This window comes from Actinoplanes couchii (genome assembly GCF_016862075.1).
Classification (GTDB): Bacteria; Actinomycetota; Actinomycetes; order Mycobacteriales; family Micromonosporaceae; genus Actinoplanes; species Actinoplanes couchii.
Window position 1 is genome coordinate 249,890 of sequence record NZ_BOMG01000042.1, and the last position, 18,243, is coordinate 268,132.

Annotated in this window: 7 protein-coding genes; 6 read left to right on the top strand and 1 reads right to left on the bottom strand. The window is 71.6% G+C overall.

Features of this window, described 5'->3' with window-relative positions:
• Positions 1 to 115 precede the first annotated feature (115 nt).
• Genes Aco03nite_RS15845 through Aco03nite_RS15865 form a run of 5 tightly spaced genes read left to right on the top strand, consistent with a single transcriptional unit; the run spans position 116 to position 15,323 of the window.
• Complete coding sequence (locus Aco03nite_RS15845; protein WP_203795852.1) at positions 116 to 4,240, top strand: hypothetical protein; 4,125 nt, start codon at positions 116 to 118, stop codon at positions 4,238 to 4,240.
• On the top strand, positions 4,237 to 7,419 hold the full coding sequence (locus tag Aco03nite_RS15850) for a LamG domain-containing protein (protein ID WP_203795853.1): 3,183 nt from the start codon (positions 4,237 to 4,239) through the stop codon (positions 7,417 to 7,419). Before Aco03nite_RS15845 ends, Aco03nite_RS15850 begins: the two co-directional genes overlap by 4 nt.
• Positions 7,420 to 7,423: 4 nt before the next feature.
• Entirely contained in the window at positions 7,424 to 9,205 is a 1,782-nt protein-coding gene (locus Aco03nite_RS15855) for a ComEC/Rec2 family competence protein (RefSeq protein WP_203795854.1), read from the top strand.
• A gap of 17 nt (positions 9,206 to 9,222) precedes the next feature.
• A complete protein-coding gene (locus Aco03nite_RS15860; RefSeq protein WP_203795855.1) occupies positions 9,223 to 13,503 on the top strand; it encodes a DUF6603 domain-containing protein in 4,281 nt (1,426 codons plus the stop codon).
• Positions 13,500 to 15,323: a hypothetical protein gene (locus Aco03nite_RS15865; protein WP_203795856.1), complete on the top strand. Its 1,824-nt coding sequence runs from the start codon at positions 13,500 to 13,502 to the stop codon at positions 15,321 to 15,323. The genes Aco03nite_RS15860 and Aco03nite_RS15865 overlap by 4 nt, the downstream gene beginning before the upstream one ends.
• A gap of 3 nt (positions 15,324 to 15,326) precedes the next feature.
• Here the strand turns inward: Aco03nite_RS15865 and Aco03nite_RS15870 are convergent, their stop codons facing one another.
• Positions 15,327 to 16,850 carry a catalase gene (locus tag Aco03nite_RS15870; protein WP_203795857.1) on the bottom strand — a complete coding sequence of 508 codons (1,524 nt, stop codon included), beginning with the start codon at positions 16,848 to 16,850 and terminating at the stop codon, positions 15,327 to 15,329.
• 64 nt (positions 16,851 to 16,914) lie between these two features.
• Here Aco03nite_RS15870 and Aco03nite_RS15875 point away from each other — a divergent pair, with 64 nt between their 5' ends.
• A complete protein-coding gene (locus tag Aco03nite_RS15875) occupies positions 16,915 to 18,240 on the top strand; it encodes a M20/M25/M40 family metallo-hydrolase (protein ID WP_203795858.1) in 1,326 nt (441 codons plus the stop codon).
• The last annotated feature ends 3 nt before the right edge of the window (positions 18,241 to 18,243 follow it).

Below are 18,243 nucleotides of genomic sequence, written 5' to 3' on the forward strand. Positions count from 1 at the left end.
GGTTCTGTCTTACTTCGGCGCCTCTCCGGTGCCCCGCTGTTGAACTGTTCGGAAACCTGTGAGTCCACTATGGACTTGTTGTGTGATCGGCGACACAATGACGTGGACCCTGGGAGTGTCCACTGTGAGCGGTGCCCTGCTCGTTCCGATCCATCTCGACGCGTTGCACCTGACCGAAGAACGTACCGTCACCGCGCCGGCCGCCGACTTCACCGGGCTGCCGTACTTCGACGGACAACGGGACGTCAACGGCGACCGGCCCTACCTGGGCGACGCGGTCAACGCTCAGCCCCTGCACGACCAGGGGCTGATCCTGCGTCCCGGCGTCCACCTGCACTGGTCCCTGCCCGACGCGCTGACCGGCGGCGCCCACGACGACGAGGGCACCACGTTCCCGGTGGTGCCGACCCGCTGGCTCGTCACCCGCAGCCGGGCCGACACCACCGGGACCGTGTCGGTCGAGCGGCGCTGGGTGGTGGAGAGCGACTACCTGCGACCTTCCGGGGAGGCCGACGAAGGGTCGGTGCTGTATCCGCTGCCGCCCGAGGACGGGCGACGGCCGTACCGCGGTCTCGGCCGTACCGTCCCCTTCGAGCAGTGGACCGGATCCGGGACGGGCGCCGCATACCTGCCCGGCCTGACCGTCGTCGGGTGGGGACACCCCACGTTCGCCGCCCTCTACCCGAACTGCCACAGCGTCTTCGGCTTCCACGACCCACAACCCGGAGACACCGGGCCCGGACTTCAGTACGACGTGGCCGGCTGGTACCGCGACCCCGCGGCCGACCCGGCAACCGGGATCACCGACCTGGCCGGGCTCGGCTGGACGATCCGGGCGCTGGTGAGCCGCGAGGAGATCCTGAAACTGCGCGGCGCGTCGCCGGCACTCTGGACGGAACTGCTGGACCGCCGGTGGCTGACCGCCGACGGCAGCACCGGAGCCCTGGTCATGTCACCGGCGTGGCGGGCCGGACAGCCGCTCGGCGACGCCTTCCGGGAGTTCGAGGAACCGGTGAACGCGCTGCTCGACGCCGCTCCGGGAACCGGCACGCCGCCGGCCCGGACGGTCTGCTTCGCCAGGCTGAGGTTCGAAGCCGGCGACGGTACGCCCGGCGAGCCCACCGGCCCGGCCGTCACCGTCGCCGACAGCGGACCCGAGGCGCTGATCGCATACCTCAGCGACGGCGACGACGAGGCCGCCCGCCGGCTCGACGCCCTGCTCGGCGCCGCGGCGGTGGGCCACGACGGGCCGGACACCGAGGCGCTGCTCGCCGACGCCCGCCACGAGCGAACCTTCCAGCCGGTGCCCGGCCCGGTCCGCTGGACGGTGAGCTCCGAACGGGACGAGGGCGAGCCGGCGCCGCTGCCCACCACGATGCCCGGCCTGCTGGCCCGGCTCAACGACGCCGAGGAGGCCCGCTACCTCGCCGAGACCGAGATCGCCGAACGCAGCCGACGCCTGTTCGCCGACTGGTGCCGCTTCCAGATGTGCGCCTACCCGCCGCTGGACGAGGCCGCCGACTATCCGGACCTCGACCTGGTCCGGACCTTTCTGGAGAACCGGGCGCTGGCCCCGCTGGAGGAACGCCGCACCGCCCTCGCCCGGCTGACCGCGGCCCGGAACCTGGCCGAGGCCCGGGCCCGCGCCGCCGTCCGTCACCTGCCCGGCCTGTCGCTGAGCAGTGTCGCGGGACCGCGGTTCTACCAGCCCGCCGAACCGGTGGTGCTGCTGACCGGGGACGGCGTCACCCCGTCACCGCGCTACGGCCGGGACGGGCGGCTGCGCCCGGACGGCATGCTGGAGACCCGGGTCGCGGCCGCCGCCGACCCCGCCGATCCCGAGGCGCTGTGGCAGATCCTCGACGAGGTGTGGCGGGAACTCGCCGATTCCCCGCGAACCGACGAGATCGGCTTCGCCCTCCTGCGGCGCCCACCCTGGCACCCCGTGCTGCTGGAGTGGCAGGTCGCGTTCCTGCCCCGCACCGGCGCCACCGACCGCTATCCCCAGGACTACCTCGCCACGGCGTACGAACTCGGTCCGGACGGCGACGACCTGATCCCCCGGTCCACGGGACAGCCGGTCGAGCCGGGCGCCACCGAGCACTACTCCGGAGCGGCCATCCTCACCCCCTTCGTCGCGCCCCAGCTGCGGGAACTCATCGCCCGCTACCTCGTCGACCTGGTTCAGCGCCGCGATCTCGACACGTTCGGCGCGACCGGATCGGACAGCTCCGACATCGACGCGGTGGTGGCGTTCTACCTGGACCGCGCCGACGACCCGGTGCACACGATCGCCCGGGCGTACCAGCGGCTCGGTACCGGGTTCGCCGGCCTTTCCCAGGCCCTGGGCGGCTTCAACGAGGCACTGCTCGCCCGGCGCCAGGCGACCCAGCTGCCGATCGCCGACCCCCTCGGCCATCCGGCGGACCGCGCGCTGGCACACCGGGTCGCGGACGCGATCGGTGACGGCGGCACCAGCGCGCCGGTGCCCGCCAACGACTTCAACCCGATCCGGGCCGGTGCGCTGCGCCTGGCCCGGTTACGCCTGGTGGACAGCTTCGGCCAGGCCCGCGACCTGTCCTGGGACCGGATCGTGCTGCCCGAGACGCTGCGGGAACCCGGAAATCCGGGCTGGATCGCGATGCCGCCCCGGCTCACCCAGCCGGCCCGTCTGCATCTGCGCTGGCTGGCGGCGGCCCAGGACGGGCTCACCGAAGCCGGCGCCGACGCCGCCGGCACCCCGATCTGCGGATGGATCGTGCCGAACCACCTGGACGGCAGCCTCGCCTTCCACGACGGCGACGGCGTCGCCCTCGGAGAGGTGGACCCGTTCGCCAAGTGGCAGCCGGCGCCCGGCGCGGCGGCGCCGATCCTGCCCACTCAGGTCCACGATCCCGGTTTCGGCGGCATGCCCCCGGCCCTGCGCCGGATCGCGGCCCGGCTCACCGTCACCCCGGGGGCGTCGGACACCGGCCAGGCCGCGTATCTGTCCGCCTTCACCGAGGCCCTGGAATCCGCTCTGGACACCGTCGACCCGGCCGGCGCCGACCAGCAGCGCGACGGCCTCAGCCTGTTGGTGAGCCGGCCGGTCGCGGTGGTCCGGGCCGCGGTGGACCTGCAACTGCGCGAGCCACCGGCGGTCGACCAGTCGTGGACCTCGTTCGACCAGGATCTGCGCCGCACCACCCGGGAGACCCGGGACTTCACCGGAGTACGGTTCCCGGTCCGGATCGGCGCGGGCGGCCGGGCCGGTGACGGGCTGCTCGGGTTCTGGGCGGAGTCCGGCGGCGACACCTTCCGCGCCGTGGCCCCCGGCGGCACGGCGCCCGAACGGATCATCGCCGCGGACGGTCCCGCCGCCCTGGTGCAGCAGTCGATCGACGACCCGCCGGAGATCCTGACGATGCTCGTCGACCCGCGCGGCATCGTCCACGCGTCCTGTGGCGTCCTGCCCACCAAAGCCATCGGCCTGCCGTCCGAGCAGTACACCGCCGGTCTCACCGCGATACAGACCTCCTTCCTGACCGCGCCCCTGCTCACCAGCCGGGACCGGCTGCACGTGTCGCTGCCCGGCGAACCGGGCTGGACGTGGTCGTGGCTGGCGCCCGAACCGGGCCCGGACGGCCCGGCCTGGCGGGAGACACCCGCCGAGGAGACCATCACCCGTGACGTGTTCCTCCAGCACCTGCCCGATGCCGCGGCGCTGTGGGCGCACCTGCTGGACCCGGCCGTACGCTGGCTCGCCGACCAGGAACCGGGCGTCGTCGCGCTGAGTGTGGCCCGGCGCCGCCGTCCGCAGCTGAGCGGCGAGTTCGCCGGGCTGGAGGCGCTCGCCGACGAGCTGCTCGGCATCGACCCGGCGTCCGGCACCGCCCCGGCCGCACCGATCACCGCCGAGCAGTTCGCCAGTGCGATGCCCGAAGGCGCGGACGTCTGGGATCACCTGTGCGCGGCCGGCACCGGATGGCTCGAACCACTCGACGGCGACCCCGGCCGGTGCCGGGTCGTACCGCCGGATCAGCGGCCCGGCGCGGCCCCCGACGCCGACCGGCCCGACCGGATGGTCCCGGCCGAGCTGGCCGGGCCGTACCGGGTGCTGACCGGCCGGGTCGCCCTGATCTTCGACCTGTACGCCACCGGGATCGCCGCGATGCGGACCGACGCGCATCACCCCGGCGCCCAGGAGATCCGCGAGGGCTGGCTCACGCTGCGCCCCGCCCGAGAAGCGAGGACACTGTGACCGCTCTGGACCGCGGGCTGGCCGTTCACCTGCCCCTCACCGCATCCGGCGGCGACGTCGTGGTCGACGTCTCCGGCAACGGCAACGACGTGACACTCGCCGGCGCCGCCACCCCGGCCGCCGACGACCTGCTCGGCGGATGCCTGGCCCTCGGCGCGGGCGGCGGGGTCGTCCTGCCCGCGCTCGGCGACGCCGACGAGTTCACGATCCTGATGTGGGTCCGGCTGGACACCCTGACCGGGGACCGCCCGCTGGTGAGCGGGGCCGGACCGGGCCTGGCCCTGAACGGGGGTGTGCCCCGGATCGTCGGCGGCGGGTCGTTCACCGGCGCCCTGCGGGCCGGCGCGTGGCAGCATCTCGCGATCGGGCTGCACGGCCGGACCGCAACGGTGACGCTCGTGGTGGACGGCGGACCGGAACAGACACTTCCCTCTTCGGGTACGCCCGGGGCACTGCCCGCACCCACCCGTCTCGGCGCGACAGGCCCGGCCGACTGGCGGGGCCGGATCGGCGGCCTGCGGATCTACCGGCGGGCCCTCGGTACCGAGGAGATCCGGCAGCTCCGGCAGATCGACCTGGCAGTGCTCGCGGTCCACCTGCCGCTGACCGAACTGACCGACGGCACCACCCCGGACATCGCCGGCACCCTCGCCCCGGCGGTCGCCGGCGGCACCGTGGAATCCCACCTGGACGACGTGTTCGGCGCGTGCCTGCGCTTCGACGGCGACTCCGGAACCCTGACCGGGTCGGCACTGCCCGCGCTCACGGCGTACACCGTCTCGCTCTGGGTCCGCCCGGAATCCGGCGCGACGACGTGGCAGGGCATCGCCGGCAGCACCTCACGCGCGTTCCAGGTGTGGCTACACCCGGACGGCTCGGTGCGGCACCGGTTCCCGGGCGCGGTCGGCCTGACGTTCCCGGACACCCCGCCCGGCAGCGTCCGGGCCGGGTCCTGGCGGCACGTGACGGTGACCAACGACGGGGCCACCGCCACCACCTATGTCGACGGCGTCCTGTCCGCGACCGGCCCGGCCGGAGCGGTTCCGGCCGTCGCCCAGGCGCCTCTGCTGATCTCCGCGGATCTCGGTGACAGTGCCGGCGGCCGGTTCCGGGGCAGCCTCGCCCACCTGCGGATCCACCGGGCCGCCCTGCCCGCCGGCGAGTTGCGGCGACTCATCGACGGCGACCGGGCCGCGATCCTCGCCTTCCGCCGCGGGCATCCGCTCGGATTCCGGCTGACCAGCGCGGACGAGCCGGTGCTGCCGATCGACGACGACCCGGTCGGGCACCAGCTGTTCGCCGAGATCAGCAACACCGCCGACGAACCGGTCACGCTGAGCGCGATCACCGGGCCGCCCACCGCCGCGGCACACCACCTCGCGCTGCGGTTCCGGGCCGGCGCGCTCGCCGCCACCTGTCTCGACCCGGCGTACCCGCAAAGGTTGGTCCGTGTCGCCGCGGACCGGTGGCGGATGAGCGACCCGGTGATGGAGACCGGCAGTGTGGTGTTCTACCTGGCCAGCACGGTCGACCGGACCCTGGGCAAGGGCGGCGTCTGGCACCTGACACTCGAACACGCCGTCGCCGACGCGGCCGGTGGGGCCCGCGCCACCCGGGTGGAACTGAGCTACCGGGGCCTCTTCTACGCCGGGCAGGACACCCCGCTGGAGGGAACCCGGAGCCAGCGGCTGTCGATCGTCGACCGGCTCGGGCGCCCGGACATCCCGCTGCACGTCGGCTTCACCGGTGGCAGCACCGTCCTCAACGACGGCGACACCGAATCCGTGCTGCTGCTGCACGTGGCGAACCTGTCGGCGACCGACGACGTGCCGTTGGCGCCGAGCGGAGGCAGCGCCGCGCCGACCCGGCTGCGGATCTCCTTCGATCACGCCCCGGGCAACGCGGGACCGTCCCGCCCCTGGGCTCTGGGCACCGCCGACGACCTGAAGGACGTGGACGTTCCTGACCACCCCGGATGGAAGCTCGAACGCTCGCCGGGGCTCGCGGAGGCCACCGAACTGGTGCTGACCCCACTGTCGGCGACCGTCCTGGGACCGCGGGAGCTGATGCAGATCCCGCTGGCCCGGATCCGTTCGTCGCTGCCCACCGGGCCCGCGAACATCACCGTCGAGTACGAGAACGTGCCCGGCTACCAGGACGGCCGTTTTGTGTGCCAGGTGCAGAAGGGGCCGCTGACCACAGCCGGTCCGCGCGTCGGGATCGGGACGGCCGGGCCCGCCGCGGCCCTGCACCTGCGCGAGCGGATCGGAACCCCGCACGGCCCGAACACCGGAACCGTGCTGATCGACCACGAGAACGCCGGAGGAGTGTCGAGCGTCGTCTTCCGCAGCGCCGTGAATCGCGGCGGCGACTACGGCTACCTGCAGTATCAGGACTCGGCGACCCCCGGCGCCGCCGGCGAGAGCGCCCGGCTGCTGATCGGGACCTCCAACGACTACAACGACCACGTGATCCTCCAGCCGCAGTCGGGCAACGTCGGGATCCGGACCGCCGATCCCAAGGGAACCCTGCACGTGGCGGGCGACTACTACGGCAAGGGCAAGGTCACCCTGCACGCGAACGAGGGCGACCGGGGCAACGGCACCGCGATCCTCCAGGCCGGCGACGACTCCGGCACCTCGGCGGTGGACCTGGCGCTGCGGGCCCAGTCCGCCGGCCAGCCGATCGAGGTGGCCCGCATCGGCGCGAACGGCCGGATGACGGTGGGCGCGGTCACCACCCCGAACGCCCGGTTCACCGTGCAGGAGTCGAGCGCGATCAGCGCGTACGACACCAGTGCGGGATTCGGCAGCGAGTACGTCACGGTGATGTTCCACGGCCGTATCGGCAGCGGCGGAACCCGCGACCACTACCTGTTCGTCCTCCCCGATCACGCCACCGCCCACGTCGAGTCGACGGTCCTGATGCACGACGTCAACTCGAACACCAACAGGTACGTGGCCCGGGCCGTCTGCATGGTCTACCGCCAGTGGGTCGAGCCCCCGGTCGTCGAGCTGGTGGCCGACGGCTCGTACTCGAAATCCAGCGGCGTGGCAAACCTCTACGGCGCCCGGGTCATGAACTCCGGCAACGACATCCTGGTCCGGGTGAGCCAGGGCACACACGCCACCACCAGCGTCTACCGGGTGGTCGTCCGCTACCTGAAGGCGAAGGGGTGACCCGATGGCCTGGACTCTGAAGATTCACCACATCGACGTCGTCGGATCGGGAGACGCGACGCTGATCGAGGCCGAGGATCCGACGGTGGCGGGGGCACGCCGGACCATGTTGATCGACGGCGGTCGCATCGCCCACGCGAACAACCTGCACCAGCACCTGACAACAGTGGGCAATGTGACTGCGGCCAGCCCCTTGAACATCGTCGCCGTCACCCATTACGACGTGGATCACATGGGTGGGATCTTCTCCCTGTTCAATCAGGGCCACGTCGAGTACGCCAACGTCCGCGTCTACGACCAGGGCGAACCCCTCGCCGACAACAATCCTTACCTGCGTTACCTGTCCGCGCTGCGCCAGGCGCCCAACCGGCGACGGGTGACCGGCAACGTCATGAGCGAGTGGCTGAGGCCCGGACCGTTCCGGACCCGCGCCGGTGTCCAGCTGGCTCCGCCGCAGCTGCCGCCCGGAATGGTCATGACGTCGCAGCCGGTTCGCCTCATCGCCGGATTGCCGATGCAGGGCATGCCGGCCCTGCAGCCTCAGGTAGCCCCTGGTGTGCCGCTTCCCGCGGCACAGGTCAACGACTGGTGGTGCCCGCACTGGCTCGTCGGTCGTGAGGTCCTGTGGGCCACCGACACCGGTGATCTGGGCGTCGTTCCGGCCGGAGCTCCGACCGTGCACTGCATCGCCGCGAACCGGTATGTCCGCAATCCCGCGGGCGGGGCCACCTATCTGGCGGCCGGGCTCGGCATCGCCACCGTGCAGAACGAGAAGAGCCTGGCCTTCGAGGTTCGGTTCGGCAACTTCCGCTACTACATCGGCGGAGACATCGAGACGGCTCAGGAGACGATGATCGCCGCGAACCTGAACCCCACCAACGATGTCGCCGGGCGGGTCCAGGTGGTGAAGGCCAGCCATCACGGCGCGGCGACCGCGAGCGCGCCCGGGTTCATCGCCCGGATGCGGCCCGACGCCGTGATGATCTCGAACGGGCAGAACAACCAGTACGGGCACCCGCTGCCGCCGACCGTCGCCACCTTGGACGGACTGGTCGGCGTCGTTCCCACGCGTCGACGGATCTGGCACTACCTGACCGGCTACGACGTCCCCTTCGGCGCGGCGCCGCAGACGGCCGGTGGAGTCAACTCCCGGACCGGGGGCAACCCGCCTGCCAACACGGCAGGCGACATTCTCGTCAGGGTCACGGCCACACAAGCGAATGCCCCGGCGATCGGCTCGGCCGGGACCGCCCTCACCGGAGCCATCACCGCGACCTCCACGATTTCCGGTGTCGCGGCACCTCCTGGTACCGCGGCCGCTGCCATCGAGGCTCTGTACAGCGCCCCGCACCCGACCACCGCCGCGCAGGACGTGGTCACCGTGGTGCTCACCGGACTCGGGCTTGCCGGTCCTGCCGCGACTGCCGTGGCGGCTGCGGCAGTACCCGCCGCCGTAGCGGCCGCGGTGGCTGCGCCCGGGGCACACGTGGATGCCTTCGTCGCAGCCATGCGCGCCGCGGTCATGGCACAACCCGGCATTACCCAGAGCCAGGTTTTTGCGGCAGCCGCGACGGCAGCCGTGGCCTGGTATGGATTCTGCAGGATCGGGTCCGGCGCGAGTATCGATCCGACGATGCTCGCGAGAATCTTGTCGAAGGCCGTGAACATCGACGTCCATGCGGCGATCGTGGCGGCCGCAGCCGCCATGACTCCCGGTGCGACCGGGATGTTCACCGTCTTCTACGACAACCTCAACGCCCAAACCACGACCATCACCCACTTCTGACCGGCGGTGACGTGAGCATGACGTATGACGGGCGGCCTCTGGACGCCATCGAGACCGCGCTGCGCCGGGCCGTCAGCGGGGGAGTGCTGCCACTGAGCGGTGAGATCATCGCCGATTCCGGGTTCGTCGCGTTCCTGCGGGCGCTTCCCGGCAAGAAACTCGCCGTCAACGCCCCGGTCATCACCCTGTCCGGCAAGGGCTGGCCCGCTGTGCTCACCGTCAGCGGGAAGGCGCGGGAGGCCTGGCCGGTGAGCGCGTACGGCCCGGACGCCTTCGCCGTGGACAGCGTCACGGTGACGATCTCGCGGGCCGACGCCACAGCCCCGGCGCTCGTCGGATTCCAGGCGGTCGGCAAGGTTCGGGCCGGGACCGTCACGCTGCCGGTCACCGCCAGTCTCACCGACAGCGGCGAACTGGCCTGTGTGCTCACCGACGGCGACCACGGCCCGCTCTCCCTGCCCGCGCTCGTCGAGCAGGTCAGCAACTCCGGCGCCCGGATCGACCTGCCCGCGGACCTGCCGTTCGCCGATCTCGTCAAGCTCACCGAACTCGACCTGATCGTCGGGTTCGGGGCCACCGCCCGTACCGAAATGCGGGTCGCCGTGGGGTCCGACCTGGACTGGCCGCTGGTCGGCGACGAGATCGTGCTGCGCTCGGTGGGCGCCGGCCTGGCGATCAGCCGGACCGTGTCGGCGGAGGGGTACATCTCCAGCAGCTTCCGTGGCGCGCTCTCCGCGAGCCTGCGGATCGGCGCCGACTTCGACGTGGTGCTCGGGTTCGGCGGCGGGCGGCCCTGGGAGATCGCGCTGCTGCCCGCCGACGGCGCCCTGCCGACCCTGCCGCAGCTGGCCGCGTTCGCCGGGGGACAGCCCTTGCAGGATCTGGTCCAGGGTGGGCTCGACGCGCTGGACCTGGAGGAGATGGAGCTGGACGCGGTACGGATCGGTTTCGACCCGGTCACCGCGCCGACCCTGCGGTACGTCCGGATCGCCGCCCACCTGATCTTCGCCGGAGTCCGCCTCGACCTGTCCGTACGGCTGATGCCCGGTTTTGCGTTCGGCGGTTCGCTGCGCCCACCGTCCACCATCGGCCTGCGTGCCCTGTTCACCCACTTCTTCGGCAACGCCGACGGCTTCCCGGACATCACGATCACCCAGCTCGGCCTGACCGCTGACCCGTCGGCGGGAACCTACGAGCTGGTGGTGACCGCCGAGGACGACGACCTGACGATCGGGCCGATCGGGCTGCGCGGCCTGCACATCGACATCGCCAAGGACACCACCGGTTTCCACGGCACGATCGGCGCCGACATCGAACTCGGCGGCGCCACCCTGATCATCACCGCGGGCCGCCCGGCCGCCGCCGGGCCCTGGGTTTTCAGCGGCTCCACCGGCCCGGGCCAGCAGATCTCCATCGCCACGCTGCACAGCGATCTGGAGGCGAAGTTCGGCTCCTTCACCCTGCCGCCCGCCGTGCAGGGCCTGACGATCGACAACCTGGACATCGAGTTCGACACCGCCGGATCGTTCTCGTTCGCCTGCCACCTGATGTTCCCGGTCGGTGCGGACACCACCGTCGACCTCACCCTTCTGCTGGACGTACGCAAGGACGGCACCGGGCCCGCGACGGTGACCGCCCGCGGCACCCTGCTCGTCGGCGACCTGCGCTTCGACGTGGACTTCGCCCGCAACGACGGCGGCACGGCCCTGCTTGCCGCCTACACCGCCCAGCCCGGTCAGCAGGCGCTCCGGCTCAAGGACCTGTTCGCCCCGCTGCTCGCCGGTTCCCCGGGGGCAGCCGCGATGATCCCGGACAGCCTCACCCTGCAGATCAAGGACGTCTTCGTCCACCTGGACCGGCCTGCTACCCCCGGCGCCGGCGCCACCGTGCTCGCCGCCCTGGACCTGGGCGCCGCCATCGATCTGACCCAGCTTCCCCTGATCGGCCGGGAGCTTCCCGCCGGGCAGACCCTCACCGTCGACGATCTGCGTGTCGTGATCGCCTCGGCGCCGGTCGGCACCGCCCGGTTGGCAGTGCTCAACGGCATGCTCCCGCCGGGGATCGCGCCGCTGCCCACCACCGACCCGCTCACCGCCGGGGTCACCTTCGCCGCCGTGCTGTCCCTCGGCGGCGAGAAACAGCCGCTCACCCTGCCCACGTCGGCCGGATCGGGCACCGGCACGGTGAAAGCCGCCGCGGTTACCGGGCCCACCGCCGCGCCGGACAGCACGAAGTGGATCACCGTGCAGCGCTCGTTCGGGCCGCTGCGGCTCGGACGGGTCGGGTTCGCCTACACCGGCGGCTCGCTGTGGTTCCTGCTGGACGCGGGGATCGCCCTCGGCGGCCTCGCCTTCTCGCTGAACGGCCTCGCCGTAGGCTCACCGTTGCAGGAGTTCTCACCCACGTTCGACCTGCGCGGACTCGGACTCGACTACGCCAACGGCCCGCTGAGCATCGGCGGGGCCCTGATGCGCAGCACTCTCACCGGCACGGACGGCGTCACCTACGACGAGTACGAGGGCAGCCTGCTGCTCAAGACCGAACAGCTGACGTTGACCGCGCTCGGGGCGTACGCCTATGTGAGCGGATACCCGTCGCTGTTCGTTTACGCCGTGCTCGACTACCCGATCGGCGGCCCGGCGTTCCTGTTCGTCACCGGTCTGGCCGCGGGGTTCGGCTACAACCGGCGGCTGATCGTCCCGCCGATCGACCAGGTGGCACAGTTCCCCCTGGTCAGTGCGGTGACCGGCGAGACCACCACAGCGCCGGACCCGCTCGCGCAGCTGACCCGGCTGCGGGCTGCGGTGGTGCCCTCGTCCGGTGACGTGTTCCTCGCGGCCGGCATCCGGTTCACCTCGTTCAAACAGGTCGACACGTTCGCTCTGCTGATCGTGCTGCTCGGCGGCCGGTTCGAGATCGACGTGCTGGGCCTGTCCACGATGCGGTTGCCGGCCGCGCCGGGCGTGCCGCCGATCGCCGAGATCCAGATGGCGCTCAAGGCCGGGTTCGTTCCCGACGAGGGTTATCTCGGCGTACAGGCGCAGCTGACCTCGGCGTCGTTCCTGTTCTCCCGGGACTGCCACCTGACCGGCGGGTTCGCGTTTGCGGTCTGGTTCAGCGGTGAGCACCGCGGTGACTTCGTCGCCACCGTCGGCGGCTACCGGCCTGGTTTCCGGGTGCCGGCGCACTACCCGCAGGCGCCCCGGCTCGGGTTCACCTGGCAGGTCAGCGCGGAACTGTCGGTCAAGGGCGAGGTCTACTTCGCGCTGATGCCGGGTGCGCTCACCGCCGGTGGCAACCTGCAGGCCAACTGGACGAGCGGGCGGCTCGCGGCGTCGTTCTCGGCCGGTGTGGACTTCCTGCTCGCCTGGCAGCCGTACCACTACGAGGCGAGCCTCTACGTCCACTTCGCCGCCCGGTACACCTACCAGGCGTTCGGCACGCACACCATCTCGGTCGACGTCGGCGCGGACCTGTCGCTGTGGGGGCCCGAGTTCGCCGGCACCGCCCGTATCCATCTGTCGCTGATCAGCTTCGACATCGCGTTCGGTGACACCCGGGCCAGGCCCGCACCGCTCGACTGGGGCGCCTTCCAGCAGGCGTTCCTGCCCGCCGACACGGACGACGCGCCGGTCGGAACCGTGACCGTCGGCGACGGTTTGATGCGGGACGGCGAGACCGGCGTCGACTGGGTGCTCAGCCCGAAACGGTTCAGCCTCGTCACCGACTCCGCCGTGCCGGCCAAGACCTACGACCTCGGCGCGGGTACGGTCATCGGCGATCCGGAGGCGCCGAACACCGCCCTGGGCATCGGGCCGATGGACGTCCGCGCTGGTCGGTTCGCCTCCCGGACCACGGTACGGATCACCCGTGACGGCGTAGACGTCACCGGCGAGTTCGGGTTCGCCCCGGTTCACAAGCGGGTGCCGCGTGCCCTGTGGGGTGAGTCGGTGGCGCCGAGTCTGGACGGCGACGCTCTCCTCGGGCAGGCACTGACCGGGTTCGTGATCACCCCGACCGCCCCGGTCCAGCCGGACGACGACCCGCCCCGGACCGTTACCGATGAACGGGCGCGGTACGAGACCGTCGAGGTCCCGGGCGGCTACCGCTGGCAGGACCCGGTCGTCTGGCAGGAGGACAAGACGCAGGATCCGGCGGCGGCTTTCGGCCGTACCGCCGCCCGTACCGCACTGCTCGAAGCACTCGGCGTGCCGGCCGAGGTCACCGTGGACGCGGGCGCCACCGCCGCGTTCCTGGTGGCCCCGGTCTCCGGCCGTCTGACCGGGGGAGACCGATGACCGACGCCACAGTCTTCCGTTCCGCGCACCGGCCCGCGCCGGGCATGGCCGACGGCACCTACACGATCACCGTGCAGCAGGACCTCACTGTCCAGCAGGACCTCACCGTTCCCGGGGTCCACCGGCCGGTGCGCCCGGTCACCCGTAGCTTCGTCATCGGCGGCAGCCACGGAACCCTCGCGCCGCAGGACGTCGTGGCGGTGTTCCCGCCGGACGGCAGCATCGGCGACCACTCCACCGCCCTGCCCCACATCCTGCTGGACCGCGGCACCATCCCGTGGGAGCAGTCCGCCGAGGGAACTCTGCCCTGGCTGGCCCTGCTGCTGTTCGACGAGGCGGACACGACGACCACCGCTGTCATGAGCGTCGCGGAGGCCCGCCTGCTGCCCGGCCTGACCGGTCTCCCGGTCACGCCCGGTCTGCGGGACACCGACCGGATCACCGTGCTGACCGCCGCACCGGACCTGCTCGCCGCGATCATGCCCACCGGACCGGAACTGGCGGTGCTGACCCACACCCGGCAGCATCGCACCGGCCAGGTCCCGGACACCGACGAGGTCGCCGCCGTGTCCGGCAACCGGCTGCCCGCACCCGGCCGGACCAGCACCGTCCACCTGGTCTCGGTCGCCGCTCGCTACCGCGACGGGGCCTTCGACACCGGAGCCGGTGATCAGGTGCACCTGGTGTCGCTGACCAGCTGGCGGTTCGCGTGCATCGACGACGGCGCCGGCTTCAGCGCCCTGGCGCAGGCACTGGACACCGGTGCGCTCGCGTTGCCGCCCCGGGGAGTCCCGGCCGCTGACGCGTACCTGCAGAAGGGTTTTGTGCCGGTGCCGCACGCGCTGCGCCAGGCCGACCGGACGGTGTCGTGGTTCCACGGCCCGCTCACCCCGCAGGCCGGCGCCGATCCCGGCCAGGACTACGAGCCGGTACGGGTGGCCGACGAGCTGCTGCGCATCGACAGCGACACCGGGATGCTCGACGTCTCCTACGCCGCCGGGTGGCAGCTCGGCCGGCTCCTCGCCCTGAACAGCAGGCGCGTCGCCACCGCGTTCGGTGTGTGGCGGCGTGCCCATCGGCGTGCCCGCGACACCGGGATCCCCCCGATCCCGTTGCCGGGCGCTCCCGACCCCGACCCGGATCCGCCGGTGATCGTGGAGCAGTGGCTGGCCGGGCTGAACCTGCTGGACGGGGTGCCGTTCAACTACCTGGTCCCGGACGAGCGCATGCTTCCACCGGAGTCCCTGCGGGTGTTCCGGCTCGACGGCCGCTGGATCCGGTCCCTGCTGGACGGCGCGCTGAGCCTGGGCCGGGTCACCGCCGGCGACCTGGCCCACGACAGTGAACACCTGGCTCCGCTCATCGAGAATCGCCACCCGGGCGCGAGCGGGGTGCTGCTCGACTCGGCGCTTGTCGCGGGCTGGCCGGGACTGATCGTCGACGCCGAGGGGCCGGACGGCACGATCCTGCCGGCACTGCGTGTCCAACGGCTCAGCGGCACGGTCCTGCTCTGCCTGTTCGACGGCGAACCGGCCCGGCTGCGCCTGCACCTCGCACCGGAGTCCCTGCACCTGGGCGTCGACCACACCGGCGGCGAATACGTCAAGAAGTTGCGCGACGACGCCGGCATCCCGAAGCAGGGCCCGGAGGTCCCGGTGCCGTGGCGCGGCGCCGCCGTCGGCCGGGTCGTCGACGTCGCCGCGCTGGCCGCCGCCGTCTCCGCTCCGGTGACGGCGGCCGGATTCGCCCAGGCGATGATCGAGGGCGTGGTGAGTGTGGTCCTGTCCGGGACGGATCAGCGGAGCACAGCGCGCCCTTAGATGTCAGGCCTTGCGCTGCATGCTCGACCGGGCCGGATTGCCCTGGTCAGCGGCCTTGGGATCGGTCTCGCCCTGCTTGGCCCGGACCCCGGCGGCGATCCGGTCGCCGAGGGGCTTGTCGACGTGGCGCCAGTAGTCGAAGGCGCGTTCCAGGATCGGCTCGCTGACCCCGTTGAGCAGGTGACCGACCACGTTGTCGACGAGCCGGGTGCGGGCGTCGTCGTCGAGCACCTCGCGGACCAGCGTGCCGGCCTGGCCCCAGTCGTCGTCCTCGGCGTGCAGGGTGTACGCCGAGCGGACCATGTCGCCGTCGGAGTACCAGGTGCCGCCGTCGTCGGTCAGTGCCGGATCGGCTTTCGGGCCGCCGTACGAGTTGGGCGCGTACACCGGGTCGGTGGCGTTCTGCATGCGCATCGCCCCGTCCTTGGTATAGCTGTGCACCGGCGACTTCGGCGCGTTCACCGGGATCTGCCGGTAGTTGACCCCGAGCCGGGCCCGGTGCGCGTCGGAGTAGCTGAAACCACGGGCGAGCAGCATCTTGTCCGGCGACAACCCCGTACCGGCGACGGTGTTGTTGGGTTCGAAAGCCGCCTGCTCGATCTCGGTGTGGTAGTCGGTGACGTTCCGGTTCAGCGTCATCCGGCCGACCTCCTGCAGCGGGTAGTCGCCGTGCGGCCACACCTTGGTCAGGTCGAACGGGTTGAACCGGTAGTTCCGGGCCTCCTCGAACGGCATGATCTGCACGTGCAGCGTCCAGCTCGGGTGCTGCCCGTCGCGGATGTGCTCGAACAGGTCCCGCTGGTGGTAATCGGTGTCGGCGGAGGCCATCTGGTCGGCCTCGTCCTGGGTGAAGGTCTCGATGCCCTGGTCGGTCTTGAAGTGGTACTTGACCCAGAACTTCTCGCCGGCCGCGTTGATCCACATGTAGGTGTGGCTGCCGTACCCGTTCATGTGCCGCCAGGTCCGCGGGATCCCGCGGTCGCCCATCAGCCAGGTGACCTGGTGCGCCGACTCCGGCGACAGGCTCCAGAAGTCCCACTGCATGTCGTGGTCGCGCAGGTTGTTGTCGGACCGGCGCTTCTGCGAGCGGATGAAGTGCTGGAACTTCATCGGGTCGCGGATGAAGAAGACCGGGGTGTTGTTGCCGACGATGTCGAGGTTGCCGTCGCGGGTGTAGAACTTCACCGCGAACCCGCGCGGGTCACGCCAGGTGTCGGGGGAGCCGCGCTCCCCGGCGACGGTGGAGAACCGCACGATCACCTCGGTCTCCTCGGCGGGGGAGAAGACCGCCGCCCGGGTGTACGCGCTCAGGTCACGTGTCACCCGGAAGGTGCCGAACGCGCCGCCGCCCTTCGCGTGCGGCTGGCGCTCCGGAATGCGTTCCCGGTTGAAGTTCGCCATCTGCTCGATCAGGTAGTGGTCCTGTAAGAGCAGCGGGCCGTCGGGGCCCACGGTCAGCGAACGTTCGTCGCTGGCTACGGGAACCCCGGCATCGGTCGTGGTGGGTGGTCTCTGCGAATCGGTCACCTACAGCCACTACCCGCCCAGGAGGCAGACACACATTCATCGACAGTCATGGAATAGTGGGGGCATGCCGAAGAGACGAACGTTGCTGGCGGCCGGCGCTTTCCTCCCCTTCGCCGACGCGAGACCCGACGCCGGTCTCGCCGGGATCCAGCGCGAGATCGACCCCGCCCGGATCGAGGCGATCGTCCGGAAACTGGTCTCGTTCGGCACCCGGCACACCCTGTCGGTGCAGGACGACCCGGCCCGCGGCATCGGCGCCGCCCGCGACTGGATCTTCGCCGAGCTGCAGCGGTACGCCGCGGCCAGCCAGGGCCGGATGACCGTCGAGCTGCAGTCGTTCGTCCAGCCGGTGTCGCCCCGGGTTCCGGTCCCGACCCGGATCACCAACGTCATCGCCACCCTGACCGGGCGCACCACCCCCGAGCGTGTGTACGTGGTGACCGGCCACTACGACTCCCGGGTCAGCGACGTGATGGACGCGGTCAAGGACGCCCCGGGCGCCGACGACGACGCGTCCGGAGTCGCGGTGATCATGGAGCTGGCCCGGGTGCTGGCCGGCCGGCAACCCGAGTCGACGCTGGTGTTCGCCGCGGTGGCCGGCGAGGAGCAGGGCCTCTACGGCTCCGACCACATGGCCCAGGTCTACAAGGACGCCGGCACCGACATCCAGGCCATGTTCAGCAACGACATCGTCGGCACCGGCAGCGGCCACGATGGCACCCGCGACGAGCCGCGGACCGTCCGGCTGTTCGTCGAGGGGGTGCCCACCGCGGAGACCGCCGCCGAGGCGACCGTCCGCAAGAGTGTCGGCGGCGAGAACGACGGCCCGTCCCGGCAGCTGGGCCGCTTCGTCAAGTCGGTCGAGCCGGCCGACATGAAGGTGCGCGTCATCTGGCGCCGCGACCGCTACCTGCGCGGCAGCGACCACATCTCGTTCCTGCTGCGCGGTTACCCGGCGGCCCGTTTCACCGAGCCGAGAGAGAACTTCAACCACGAGCACCAGGACGTACGGGTGGAGAACGGCGTCCAGTACGGCGACCTCCCGCGGTTCTGCGACTGGGCGTACATCGCCAGGGTGGCCAAGGTGAACCTGGCGGCGCTGTGGTCGCTGGCGCAGGCCCCCGGCACCCCGAAGGGCGTGGTCATCGACACCACCCGCCTGACCAACGACACCACCCTGCGCTGGCAGCCGAGCACCGAACCGGACCTGGCCGGTTACGAGGTGGTCTGGCGCGAGACGACGGCCCCCGACTGGCAGCACACCCTCCCGGTCGGCAAGGTTGACACGGCCACGGTCGACCTCTCCAAGGACAACGTCTTCTTCGGCGTACGAGCCGTCGACAGCACCGGCCGCCGCAGCCCGGTCGCCGCCCCGAAACCCTCCTCCTGACCG

What these genes read in the sequence shown, in the direction of transcription:
- Aco03nite_RS15860 (WP_203795855.1), top strand. Translation starts at nt 9,223, where the DNA reads ATGACGTATGACGGGCGGCCTCTGGACGCCATCGAGACCGCGCTGCGC.
- Aco03nite_RS15875 (WP_203795858.1), top strand. Translation starts at nt 16,915, where the DNA reads ATGCCGAAGAGACGAACGTTGCTGGCGGCCGGCGCTTTCCTCCCCTTC.
- Aco03nite_RS15865 (WP_203795856.1), top strand. Translation starts at nt 13,500, where the DNA reads ATGACCGACGCCACAGTCTTCCGTTCCGCGCACCGGCCCGCGCCGGGC.
- Aco03nite_RS15855 (WP_203795854.1), top strand. Translation starts at nt 7,424, where the DNA reads ATGGCCTGGACTCTGAAGATTCACCACATCGACGTCGTCGGATCGGGA.